This window comes from Niveibacterium umoris, from assembly GCF_014197015.1.
GTDB classification, from domain to species: domain Bacteria; phylum Pseudomonadota; class Gammaproteobacteria; order Burkholderiales; family Rhodocyclaceae; genus Niveibacterium; species Niveibacterium umoris.
Map to the genome: position 1 here is coordinate 1,599,369 of NZ_JACIET010000002.1, position 12,647 is coordinate 1,612,015.

Consider the following 12,647-nt stretch of genomic DNA (forward strand, 5'->3'; position numbering starts at 1 on the left):
GGCACGCATTGCGCGTGCCGTTTTCTTTCAAGGCGGCGGACGAGCGCGTGATCTACGATGAAAAACCGTCACCCCATCGGAGATCACACCATGCACAAGAAAACGCTGCCCACGCTGTTCCTGCTGGGCTTGCTGTCCGCCTGCGCCAGCACCCCGCCGGCACCGCTGCGCGCAGTCGCCGAAATCCGCCCGACTGCTTCAGCCGCAGCGGCAGGCCTCGCGCCGATGGGCGCCGTTTCTTTCGTTGAGATTCCGGGCGGCAAGGTGCATGTCGATGCCCGTGTCTCTGGCCTCAAGCCCAACGCGGAACATGGTTTCCATGTCCATGATGTGGCGGACTGTTCCGGCGACGGCACCAAGACCGCGGGGCACCTGAATCCCGACCAGCATCCGCATGGACACCCGGGAACCGAAATGCGCCATGCCGGCGCGATGTTCAACCTGAAGACGGACGCCAGCGGTGTCGGCGTGCTGTCGCAGGATGTCGACACCATCACGCTGACCCCGGGCAAGTACGGCATCGTCGGCAAGCCCGTGATCGTGCACCGCGACGCCGACGACTACCATTCGCAACCGCTCGGCAACGCGGGCCCCCGGATCGGCTGCGGCATCATCACGGCTGGCTGAGGAGGGCGCGTGGCCGGGTGCCGCCCGGCGTCGTTCGCCAAGCCGCTGGCAACGGTGCTGGTGTCAGCTGATGCGACCGGGACGTAGGCGCTGCCACAGGCGTCGCCGCCGCTGACGTCCCCGCTAGTTGCCGGGCGGCACAAAGACCCCGCTGCGGCGTGCCGGGCAGGGGCCGTGCGGGTGCTGCGCGCCCGTCTCTGCCCGCCTGCGCGCGCCAGCACGGTGAAAACACGCGCCAATCCGGTGCGCGCGCCAGCCTCTCGTTGGAAAAGCGTGAAGAATTCCGCGCCGCAACAACAATCAACAAAATTGCTTTTAGCGATGGAAATATCATGTTGTCGCAGGAGATCTGTCAGATCGAACTCGTTTCGGCCCCGGCAGAGGCATCACTGCGTGAACACGATTACTTCCCCTAGGAGCATTCAATGACCCCTGTAAGCTCGCGATTCTTCCGTGCCGCGCTGGTGAGCGCAGCCGGCTTCGCGTTGATCGGGGCCGCCTCGGCGGCGCCGATCAACCTGATCGAAAACGGTAGCTTTGAAAGCGTCAGCCAGAAGGCTGGCACCTGGAACATCTACTCCTCCCTCGCCGGCTGGCAAGTGGGTGGCAAGGGCGTCGAGATCCGCGACAACGTTGCCGGCACGGCCTATGACGGCAAGAACTTCGTCGAACTCGACACGACCAAGAACTCGTGGATTTCGCAAGCCTTCGAGACGACGATCGGCCAGAGCTACAAGGTGTCGTTCTTCTACTCGCCGCGCCAGGGTGTGGCGAGCAACTCGAACGACATCCTCGCGCTGCTGAACGGAACGGTCGCCAAGACCGCTTCGGGCAGTGGCATCGGCAAGTCCGGCAACGTCTGGCAGGAGATCGATTTCAACTTCGTCGCGACCGGCCCGATGTCGACCCTCGGATTCATGGCCGCGGGCGTCAGCGACAGCTACGGCGGTTCGCTCGACAAGGTCAGCGTTTCGGCTGTGCCGGAACCCTCGTCCTGGGCCACCCTGCTGGCAGGTCTGCTCGGCCTTGGCGTGATCACCCGTCGTCGTACCCGCTGATCGCCGCAACGCGGTCGGTATCAAGGCGCGCCCTTCGGGGTGCGCCTTTTCTTTTCAAGGTGGTGCGACCGGCGCGCTAATGCGGCTCCGCTCTGCGCTTGTTCTTGAAAAGCAGCCAGGCTTCTTCCGCGATGTCGAAATCGCCGTTCTGCTTGCCGACGAGTTTGGTGTAGGGCCAGTGAATGCGTTGCGTGATGCTGGGTTCGATATGCCCGCCGCCGGATATTTTCACGAGTTCCACTTGCACGCGTTTCGGATCCTCACCCCACACGGTGCGGATTGCACGGGTCGGATCCGACGCGTCACGGTGTTCGAAAGTCGTGACCGTAGCCGGCGTATCCGGCAGCGCGGCGAGCCGGCGCCACACGTCGACGGCCTTTTCGACGCCGATCACGCCGCCACGCGCGTCGCCGGGGTGAAATCCGACGGTGCCGCCGGTGTACGGCACCAGCGGGTCGGCAGTCCCTGCCACGACGAGCGCAGTCACTGGCGTCAGGGGTGACCGGCAACGGTTCTGCAACGCCATCGAGGCGCCTATCGTTGCGAAGCCGGCGAGTCCGTGACGGGACTCGATCGCCTGCCGGAAAGCCATCATGCCGCCGTTCGACATGCCCATCACGAAGACCCGATCCGGGTCGGCCGCATGCTCGGCGATCTCGCGCGCGATGATCGCGTCGATGAATCCGACGTCGTCGGTCTTCGGATTCGAGCTGGCATCACCCCGGCAGTCGTTCCAGCCCTGCTTGCCGTCGTCGCCCCGCGCGCCGTCCGGGGCGACCACCACCAGCCCCTCGCGATCTGCGATCGCCAGCCACGTCGACATCGGTGCGGCCGTGTGCTTTTGCCCGAGCACCTGTGCTGCGCTGCCGGTGTGGCCGTGTAGCAGGACGATCAGCGGATGCTTGCCGACGTCCGACCGCACCGGTGTCGCCACCAGATAGTGACGAACACCTTCCGGGCGCTGCAATTCAGCCTGAGAAACCGTCGCGCCCGACGCCGCTGCTGCGATGAAAATCGAGAGGCATGCAATGACCAAGCACTTGATTCTCATACGTATCTCCGTTTTTCTCTCGGGGGTCCGGTGGCCTGAATTCACCGTGCCAATCCGCGGGGGGCAAGTCACTTGATGGCAATCAAAACATACGTCACGGGCGCCTAAAGTTTTGGCTGAAGGCGCCGATCCCGATGCGTTAGCGTTCGCCGGTACGACCGTCGTCACCATTCTTGCCCCAGCATGCGGCCGGGGCGCCGATCATTCTCCTGAAACGGAGTATCCCGATGAAACTGAGCATAGCGAAGCGTCTCTGGTTGCTGGTCTGGGGGGCCGTCCTGGCTTTGGTCGCCGTCGGCCTCGTTGGCGGATTCGTCGCCCGCACGGCGATGAACAGTCTCGATGGCGTACACAAGAAAACCTTGCCGGCGATCGAGACGCTCACCGCGATCGAACGCAACTTCTTCCTCATCCGCGTCAATGCTTACGCGCACATTCTCGCCGATGCTGCTGAGCGCAAAAGCGCACTCGAGCAGACCATCGACGCTGCTCGCAGTGCGGTGGCCGACGCGCTCAAACACTACGAAGAGCACCTGGTCGACGACGCCGACCGCGCCTTGCTCGACACCGATCGCAAGTCGGTCGACGCCTACGTGGTGATCCTTGCCGAGGTCCTCGAGGCCTCGCGCCGCAACGACACTGCGGCGGCGCGCGAAATCATCGTGAGCCGCTGGAAGCCGGCCGGCGACGCGGTAACTGCAAACCTCAAGGCCCACAACGAGTACCACAAGCGCCTGGCCGACGAACAGAGCGCGCGCGCCGAGGCCGATTCGCGTAACGGCCAGTTGCTGGCGTGGGGCATCATCGTGGTTGGCGCGGCGTTGGTACTCGCCGCCGGCTTCCTGCTGGTGCGCGACATCATGCGTGCGGTGCATGCGCTGGAAACCAGCGTCATCCGCATCGAAAGCGATCTGGACTTCACCGTCCGCGCACCGGTGCATGGTGAAGACGAACTCGGGTTGATGGCCGGTGCGTTCAACCGCCTCATCGCACGCCTGCATGCGAACCTCGGCGAAATCCAGCAGTCGGCCTCCGCGGTGGCCGCATCGGCGGGCGCGCTGGCCAGCACCTCGCGCCAGGTGGCGGCTGCGTCGGACCAGCAAAGCACCGCGGCAGCCAGCATGGCGGCGAGCGTCGAGCAGATGACGGTGAGCATCAGCCATGTCGGCGATCGCGCCGGGGAAACCCGCGAACTTGCGGACGCCTCCGGGCAACAGGCAAGCGATGGCAAGCGGGTGATCGAGCAGACCGTGGGCGACATCAACGAGATCGCCGACATCGTGCATGCGGCGTCGGCGCAGATCGTCAGCCTCGGCGAGCAGGGCGAACAGATTTCCAGCGTGGTGCAGGTGATCAAGGAAGTCGCGGACCAGACCAATCTGCTCGCACTCAACGCGGCCATTGAGGCGGCCCGGGCCGGCGAACAGGGCCGCGGATTTGCGGTGGTGGCAGATGAGGTGCGCAAGCTGGCCGAGCGTACCGCGCTGTCCACCCAGCAGATCGGGCAGACCATCGAAGCCATGCGCGGCGCAACCGCAGCCGCCTCGCAGCACATGGCCACTGCGGTGCAACGGGTCGAATCCGGTGTAACGCGCGCCGGCAACGCCAGCGAAGCGATCACCCGTATCGAAGCGGGCAGCCGCCGCACTGTCGAAACCGTGGGCGAGATCGCCGACGCCATGCGCGAACAGGGCAGCGCCAGCACCGCGGTGGCGCAGAACGTCGAACGCATCGCGCAGATGGCCGAAGAAGGCGCAGGTGCCGCCCAGAGCAGCGCCCACCTCGCCCATGAACTGGCCGACCTCGCGCAACGGATGAACGCGGTGGTGGAACCCTACCGCTTGTGACGCGTAGTGGGCGCGAATGTCCGGCTTCCACGGTCGTTCACGCTGCGCGGAGGCTTGCGATCGCGCGGGCGGAAGTCGAAAAACTGCAAGGCGGGTCAATGCTGTGCTACACCCATGAAATACCTCTGCCTTGGAGCCCACCATGAAGATCTTCTGCATCCACGGCGTCAGCCATGAAGAGAAGGACAACGCCTTCCGCCCCGCGTGGGAAGCGGCGATCCGTGGTGCCTTGCTGGCCGCTGGAGAGGCGATGGAACCGAGCTTCGCCTATCTCGAATACGACGCGCTGTTCGCCAAGTCGGGCGCCAACTTCAACGACTACGCCGAGGCCGGCCTGCGCTTGCTGGCAAGCGGTATCGGCGGCCTCTTCACTGGAGGCGCCGGCACGCGCGGGCTAGGGGAGGTCGGCAGCACGGTGCGCTGGACGGCCGGCATGGTGGCGCAATGGGTCGCCGACGAAACCCTGCGTGCCGACCTGCGCAAACTGCTTGCGACGCGGCTCGCGGCCGAAGAGCCGGATCTGGTGTGCGCGCATAGCCTCGGCACGCTGATCGCCTACGACACCTTCACGCAGAGTCCGGCACCAATGGCTGGCCGCAAGCTGATCACCTTCGGTTCGCAGATTGCCAACCCCGCGGTACGCGGCGATGTGTTCGGCGGGCGCATCGTGCCGATCAGCGGCATCGGGCACTGGTATCACCTCTACAACCGCAACGACCATGTCTTCACCGCGCCGATCAGGCTCGACGATGCCAGCTTCACCCAGGTGCAGACCCCCTTCGACAAGCCGAACGACCTGCTCAACCACGATGCTGCTTTCTACCTTGGCCATCCGGCAACCGTCGCAGATGTCTGGCGCCGCGTCTTCACCCCGCCATCGAAGTCGCGTGCGCTGGGCGAAAAGGTCTTTGACGCTGCGTTGCGCGGTGGCAACGCTGGCCGCGGCAAGCGCGCCGCGGCGCCGGCACCGAACCGCAAGGCGCTGCTGATCGGCATCAACCAGTACCCCGACCCTGCTGCGCGCCTTGAAGGCTGTGTGAACGACGTGTTCCGCATGAGCGCGACGCTGCAGGAATCGGGCTTTGCGCCGGACGAGATCCGCGTGGTGCTCGATTCGCGCGCCACCGCCGAGGGTATTGTCGAACGCCTGCACTGGTTGCTCGACGACACCCGCGCCGGCGACGAGCGCTTCCTGTTCTACTCCGGCCATGGCGCGCAGATGCCGTCCTTGAATCCGCGCGGCGAGAGCGACCGGATGGACGAATGCCTGTGCCCGGTCGACTTCGACTGGACTGCCGCGCATGCCATCACCGACAAGCAGTTCCGCGAGCTCTACACGCAACTGCCCTACGACGCGCGCTTCATCGCCATGTTCGATTGCTGCCACTCCGGCGGCATGACACGCGACGGCGGCCGTCCGCGCGGTCTGACGCCGCCCGACGACATCCGCCACCGCGCGCTGCGCTGGGACGCCGATTCGCAGATGTGGGTGCCGCGCGAATGGGTGTCGGCGCAGAAAGAGGCGGCGCGCGTCGCCGCCGACAAGAACACCGTTACCAATGCGCGCGGCATGTCGCGCCTGGGCTGCGCGACCGGCCTGCGCGGTCACGATGACAAGCACTACGATGCCGCCCGCAAGGCCTACGGCCATCAGGGGCCTTACCTGCCGGTGCTGCTCTATGCCTGCCGCGAATCGCAGCTGGCGGCCGAGTATCGCCACGGCGTCACCTCCTACGGTGCTTTCACCTATTGTCTGAGCGAGATGCTGGGTGCGGAGCGGCGGCGCGGGCGCAACCTGAGTTTTGCCAAGCTGATGGAAGGCGTTCAGGCGCGCATCAAGGATCTGGGCTATGTGCAGACGCCGCAGTGGGTGGGGCCGAAGGCGGTACTGCAGGCCGACATTCCGTGGGCGGCGGCGCCGCGAAGAACGGCGCGGCGAGGCTGATCGGCGTTCGCCCCCCCGCGTTACATCGGCGACACATCGCGGGCAAGCTCGCGCCGTAGAATGCGAGCCTTCGCCCGCTGCGCCCACCCGGCTGCGGCGAGTGCCTTCCCGCCCCGGACACCCCGATGAGTCTCGCAGCCCTCGTAGCCGCCTTCGTGCGCCGCCACTGGCGCGCCTATTCCGCTTCTGCCGTGATGCTGGCCGGCATCGCGATCCTGACCGTGTGGGTGCCACGCCGCGTCGCGGCGATCATCGACCGGCTGGTGCATGGTCAGGTCGCGCCGAGCGCGCTGCTGGGCGAGTTCGCGATCCTCGTCGCGATGGGGCTGACGATTTACGTGCTGCGGGTGGGTTGGCGGCTGGCGCTGTTCTCCGCCGCCTACCAGCTCGGTGTTGAGCTGCGCACCAAGCTCTACCGCCAGTTCACGCTGCAGGGCGCGCGCTTCTTCCAGGGCAGCCGCACCGGCGACCTGATGGCGCGGGCGACCAACGACATCGACGCGGTGGAACTCACCGTTGGTGAAGCGCTGCTCGCGGGCTTCGATGGCACGATGACGCTGATCCTGGTGGTCGCGATGATGACGCTGGGCATCGACTGGCGATTGGGCCTTGCTGCCTTGTTGTCGTTCCCTTTCATGGCCTTCGCGTTCTGGCGCATCTCGCGCCATGTGCACCATGCATGGCGCGATTCGCTCGCCCGTTTCGGCAAACTCAACGATCACGTTCAGGAAACGCTGGCCGGGGTGCGCACGGTGCGCGCGCTGGGTCTGGAGGCGCGCAGCAGCGCGCATTTCGCCGAACTCACAGCGGCTGCTGCAAAGGCCGGCGACACCGCGCAGCGCTGGGAAGCGGCCTACGAACCGGCGGTCGGCCTCGCCTTGTCGGCCGCCAGCGCGCTGACGCTGTCGCTGGGCGGCTGGCTGGTGTGGCAGGGCGAGCTGACGATCGGCCTGCTGACTGGTTTTTCGATGTATCTCGGGCAACTGATCTGGCCGATGTTCGCGGCGGGCCATGTGCTGTCGCTGATCGAGCGGGGCCGTGCCGCCTGGGAGCGCCTGCAGCCGGTGCTCGAAGCCGCGCCGGAGATGCCGGATCACGGCACGCTGGCAGCGCCCGCCGGTGATGCGGCGCTGGAATTGGGCGAGGTGACCTACCGCTTCCCGGGGCAGACGGCTCCGGCGCTCGACGCCGTCAATCTGCGGCTTGAAGCCGGCCATACGCTCGGTCTCGTAGGCGCCACCGGCGCCGGCAAATCAACGCTGATCCGCTTGCTGCTGCGTCAGGACGTGGCCGAATCGGGTGCGTTGCGCTGGGGCGGCCGGCCGCTCGCCGACTATTCGCTCGATGCGCTGCGTGCCGCGATGGCCTGGGTGCCGCAGGAGGCCTTCCTGTTCTCGGCGTCGATTGCTGACAACATCGCACTCGCCAAACCGGATGCGAGTCGCACCGAGATCGAGCGGGCCGCGCGGCTGGCGGCGATCCACGACGATATCCTGCGCCTGCCCAAGGGCTACGAAACACCGGTCGGCGAGCGTGGCGTGTCGCTCTCCGGCGGGCAGCGCCAGCGGGTGGCGATTGCGCGCGCGCTGCTGTCGGACGCGCCGATCCTGCTGCTCGATGACGCGCTCTCGGCGGTCGACACCGAAACCGAGACGCGCATCCTGAGCCACCTGCGCGACGCGCGCCGCGGCCGCACGGTGATCATCGTCAGCCACCGGCTCTCGGCGGTGATGGATGCCGAGCACACGCTGGTGCTGCGCTATGGGCGCGTCATCGAAGCCGGCACACATGCCGAACTGCTCGAACGCAACGGCTGGTACGCCAGCCAGTGGCGCTACCAGCAACTGGAGGCGAGCCTCGATGCAGCCTGAACACAACAACACTAGCGGCGACCTCGCCCGCGCTGCGGCGCTGCTGGCACAGGCTGCGCGACCCGAATCGCGGCGGCTGCTGATCGCACTGCTCGGGCTTGCCTGCGCGGCCGGGCTCGAAGTGCTGGGGCCGATGCTGGGCAAGGCCTTCATCGACGGCTACCTGATCCCGCGCCGCGCCGATATCGGCGGCATCGCGCTGCTGATCGGCGGCAGTCTGCTCGCCGTGTGGTGCGCCAACGGCCTGCGCTACCTGCAGCTATTGAGCTTGTCCGGCGTCGCCGCCCGTTCGGTGCAGCGCTTGCGCGAGCGGGTGTACGGCCATGTGCTGCGCTTGCCGGTCGCCTACTTCGACCGTGCGATCACCGGCCAGCTTGTCAGCCGGGTGACGAACGACACCGAGGCGGTGAAGGCACTGTACGTGCAGGTGCTATTCGTGATGCTCGACAGCGTGATCGTGCTGTGCGGATCGCTCGCCGCGATGGCCTGGCTGGATCCGCGCCTGATGGGCGTGGTGACGCTGCTGATCCCGGCCGTGATCGGGATCGTCTGGTTCTACAAGCGCCTCTCTGCGCCGGCCGTGGCGCGTGCGCGTGAGCTGCGCAGCGAGATCAACGCGCAGATTGCCGAATCGATCGCCGGCATGCCGGTGCTGCAGGCCACCGGCGCCGCCGGGCGCTTTGCCGCGCGCTTCGAGCAGGCCAACCGCGCGCACTACGAAGCCCGCCGCGCCGAGTTGCGCGCCAACGCCTGGCTACTGCGCCCCGCACTCGATCTGCTCAATGTGCTCTTGCTGGTCGGTGTGCTGGCGAGTTTCGCCGGGCGCGGCAGCGTGGCCGAGGTGGGCGTGCTGTACGCCTTCGTCGGCCTGATGGCACGCGTGATCGAGCCGCTGATCCAGATTACGCTGCAGTTCTCGCAACTGCAGCAATCGCTGATTGCTGCGTCGCGCGTCGGTACCTTGCTCGCCGAACCGCTGGCCGCGCCGGCGGGCGAAAGCGGCCGCATCGGCGCCGGGGAAGTCGCGCTGCGTGAGCTCGCGTTCGGCTACGACCCGGCCCATCCGGTGATCCATGATCTGTCGCTGACGATCGCCGCCGGCAGTTTCCACGGCATCGTCGGCCACACCGGCAGCGGCAAGAGCACGCTGCTCGCGCTGCTGCTGCGTTTCTACGCGCCGCAGTGCGGAGCGATCGAGATCGACGGCACGCCGATCAGCGAACTGGGTGACGCCACCTTCCGCAGCGCCGTCGGCTTGGTGCCGCAAGAGCCCTTCCTCCTCGCCGCCAATGCACGCGAGAACATCGACATGGGGCGCGGGCTTAGCGATGGCGAGATCGAATCCGCCGCCCGCGCTGCCCGTGCGCACGACTTCATCCTCGCGCTGCCCGAGGGCTACGCCACGCCGCTGGGCGAGGGGGGCGCGCGCCTGTCGGTGGGGCAGAAACAGCTGATCGCGATCGCGCGTGCGCTGGCAGGGCAACCGAAGATCCTGCTGCTCGACGAAGCCACCTCGCACATCGACAGCGAAACCGAACAGGTGGTGCAAGCCGCGCTGGCGGAACTTCGCGGCCGGGTGACGATCATTGCCATCGCACACCGGCTGTCGACGATCCGCGATGCCGACGCGATCACCGTACTCAACCATGGCCGCATCGCCGAGCGCGGCCACCATGACGATCTGATGGCGATCGACGGCGGCATCTACCGCCGCCTTTACGAACTGCAGCAGATCGAAGACTAGTCGAAGGGGTCCCGATGGAATACCGCGAACTCGGCCGCACCGGCCTGAAGGTGAGTGCCATCTGCCTTGGCACCATGACCTGGGGCGAGCAGAACAGCGAATCCGAAGCCCATGCGCAGATTGACTGCGCGCTCGATGCCGGCGTGAACTTCATCGACACCGCGGAGATGTACCCGGTGCCGCCGCGCGCCGAAACGCAGGGACTGACCGAGACCTACATCGGCACCTGGCTGGCGAAGAGCGGCCGGCGCAAGGATGTGGTGCTCGCGACCAAGGCCGCTGGCCCGGTGCGCAAACCGCACAACCCGCGCCATATCCGCGGCGGCAACACCTTCTTCGATCGTGCCAACCTCGAGGCGGCGCTGCACGACAGCCTGCGCCGGATGCAGACGGACTACGTCGACCTCTACCAGCTGCATTGGCCCGACCGCAGCGTGAATTGCTTCGGGCAGCTGGGCTACCAGCACATTGCCGACGAAGTCACGACGCCGATCGTCGAGACGCTCGGCGTGCTGGCGGACTTCGTCAAGGCCGGCAAGGTTCGCCATGTCGGTGTGTCGAACGAGACCCCCTGGGGCCTGATGCGATTCCTCATGCTGGCTGATGTAGCCGGGCTGCCGCGCGTGGCAAGCATCCAGAACCCTTACAGCCTGGTGAATCGCACCTTCGAGATCGGTCTGTCCGAGATCGCCATCCGCGAGCAGGCGGGGCTTCTGGCTTACTCGCCGCTCGCCTTCGGCGTGCTGAGCGGCAAGTACCTCGACGGCGCCAAGCCGGCGGGCGCGCGGCTTACCTTGTTTGAGCGTTTCCAGCGCTACACCAACCCCAACACTGCGCGTGCCGCCGCGGCTTATTTGGCGCTCGCGCGGGAGCATGGCCTTGATCCGGCCCAGATGGCGCTGGCCTTCGTCACCTCACGCGACTTTGTGACCAGCAACATCATCGGCGCAACGACGCTGGAGCAACTGCGCAGCAACCTTGAAAGTGCAGCACTGAGCTTGTCGCCAGAAGTGCTGGCAGGCATCGAGGCGATCCACCAGCAGATTCCCAACCCGGCGCCCTGAGCGGGGCGCCCGCGGCGCGGTTGAGCGGGCAGCGTGACAAGCTTCCCGGGCGGCTTGGCGTGCTCAGTGAAAATGCCAAGTGCGTATGCAAAACTGCTAACTTTGCGCACCCCGCAAGCCTGCAGGACTCCGCATGCTCTCGCTCGACACGCTCATTGCCGCTCTGCCCGGGCTGGACGCCTTCTACCGCGCGCTGTCGCAGCACGCCCGTCTGCTCGAACTCAAGACACCGCTTGCTGCCGATACGCTGTTGCCGGAGCGCTTCGCCGGTCGCGAAGCGCTGTCGGAGACGTTCTGTTTCGATCTGGACTGCCTGTCCCCCTCCGCGCACATTGATCTGAAGCCGCTGATCGGCGAGTGCGTCACGCTGAGTTTGCGGCAAGCGGATGGCAGCCTGCGCCGCTGGCATGCTCATGTCACCCACGCAGCGCAGTTGGGCGCAGACGGTGGGCTGGCGCGCTACCGCCTGGTGCTCGAACCCTGGCTCGCATTCCTGCGCCACCGCCGCACCAGCCGCATCTTTCAGGATCAAAGCGCGCTGGACGTCGTGCAGGCTGTATTGGGTGATTACCCGGTCGCCCGCTTCGATGTGCGGGTCGCAAACGCCGGCACCATCGCCCCGCGCCCGCTGATCACCCAGTACCGCGAAACGGATTTCGATTTTGTCCAGCGGCTGCTCGCGGAAGAAGGGCTGTCGTACTGGTTTGAACATGCGGAGAGTGGTGACGAACACCGCTTGGTCATCGCCGACCCCGCGGCTGATTGGCCGGCCTGCCCGCAGGCGAGCGTGCGCTTCACCCGCCTCTCCGCCACCGACAGCGCCGACGCGATCCATAGCTTTGGCGCCTGGCGCGAAGTGCGCAGCACACAGGTCACCCTTTCCGCATGGGACGACACCGCGCTGGTCGCCACCGCCGCGCAACAAACCAGCGCCTGGCCGGCTGGCGAGTTGCCGGCGCTTGAACAGTATTTCGGCGAGGGCGAGCGCCGCTACGCCGATTCTGCGGCTGCCGAACGCATGGCCGGCTTGCGCATGCAGGCGCAGGAACGCGCGGTGAAGACCTGGGCCGGGGAATCGTCCGTGCGGGTGTTTGCGCCGGCGCAGCGCTTCACGTTGGTCGATCACGACGCCTTTGGCGGCCTGTCGGGACGCGACCCGAAACTCACGGTGCTGTGGGTGGAACACGAAGCGGCCAACAACCTCGATTCCGACGCACGCGAATTGCTGACAGTGGTGGGCGTTGAACGTGGCACCTACCGTAACCGCTTCGCCGCGCTGCCCGCCGCCGTACCGATCGTGCCGGACATGCCCGCCCGGCCGCGCGCACCCGGTAGCCACACGGCTCGCGTCGTCGGTGTCGAGGGCGAAACCGTCAGCACCACGCGCGACCACCGCATCAAGATCCAGTTTCCGTGGCAGCGCGGTGCCGCGCCAACGCC

At 66.6% G+C, this 12,647-nt stretch carries 9 protein-coding genes; 8 read left to right on the top strand and 1 reads right to left on the bottom strand.

The annotated features are described in order from the left end of the window. The first annotated feature begins 90 nt into the window (after positions 1–90). The gene (locus tag GGR36_RS19420) at positions 91–627 is read left to right on the top strand and encodes a superoxide dismutase family protein (protein WP_183636920.1); all 537 of its coding nucleotides are present in this window, start codon (positions 91–93) and stop codon (positions 625–627) included. A 425-nt stretch (positions 628–1,052) separates the two neighbouring features. Then, positions 1,053–1,685, top strand: coding sequence for a DUF642 domain-containing protein (locus GGR36_RS19430; RefSeq protein ID WP_183636925.1), 633 nt, complete (start codon positions 1,053–1,055; stop codon positions 1,683–1,685). Between the two features lie 76 nt (positions 1,686–1,761). Here GGR36_RS19430 and GGR36_RS19435 read toward each other — a convergent pair whose 3' ends face one another. Further along, complete coding sequence (locus GGR36_RS19435; protein ID WP_183636927.1) at positions 1,762–2,907, bottom strand: CE1 family esterase; 1,146 nt, start codon at positions 2,905–2,907, stop codon at positions 1,762–1,764. Positions 2,908–2,963: 56 nt separating this feature from the next. On the opposite strand from GGR36_RS19435, the gene GGR36_RS19440 reads away from it, so the two are divergent. The 6 genes from GGR36_RS19440 to GGR36_RS19465 all read left to right on the top strand — a co-directional run. Next, entirely contained in the window at positions 2,964–4,583 is a 1,620-nt protein-coding gene (locus tag GGR36_RS19440; protein ID WP_183636931.1) for a methyl-accepting chemotaxis protein, read from the top strand. A 142-nt stretch (positions 4,584–4,725) separates the two neighbouring features. Further along, positions 4,726–6,528: a caspase family protein gene (locus GGR36_RS19445; RefSeq protein WP_183636934.1), complete on the top strand. Its 1,803-nt coding sequence runs from the start codon at positions 4,726–4,728 to the stop codon at positions 6,526–6,528. A 125-nt stretch (positions 6,529–6,653) separates the two neighbouring features. Further along, positions 6,654–8,399, top strand: a complete 1,746-nt coding sequence (locus GGR36_RS19450; protein ID WP_183636949.1) for an ABC transporter ATP-binding protein — start codon at positions 6,654–6,656, stop codon at positions 8,397–8,399. Continuing rightward, on the top strand, positions 8,389–10,143 hold the full coding sequence (locus tag GGR36_RS19455; RefSeq protein ID WP_183636963.1) for an ABC transporter ATP-binding protein: 1,755 nt from the start codon (positions 8,389–8,391) through the stop codon (positions 10,141–10,143). The genes GGR36_RS19450 and GGR36_RS19455 overlap by 11 nt, the downstream gene beginning before the upstream one ends. Positions 10,144–10,157: 14 nt before the next feature. Then, positions 10,158–11,207, top strand: a complete 1,050-nt coding sequence (locus GGR36_RS19460) for an NADP(H)-dependent aldo-keto reductase (RefSeq protein ID WP_183636966.1) — start codon at positions 10,158–10,160, stop codon at positions 11,205–11,207. A 133-nt stretch (positions 11,208–11,340) separates the two neighbouring features. After that, positions 11,341–12,647, top strand: a 1,307-nt coding sequence (locus GGR36_RS19465; protein ID WP_183636983.1) for a type VI secretion system Vgr family protein, incomplete at its 3' end; no start/stop codon positions are given.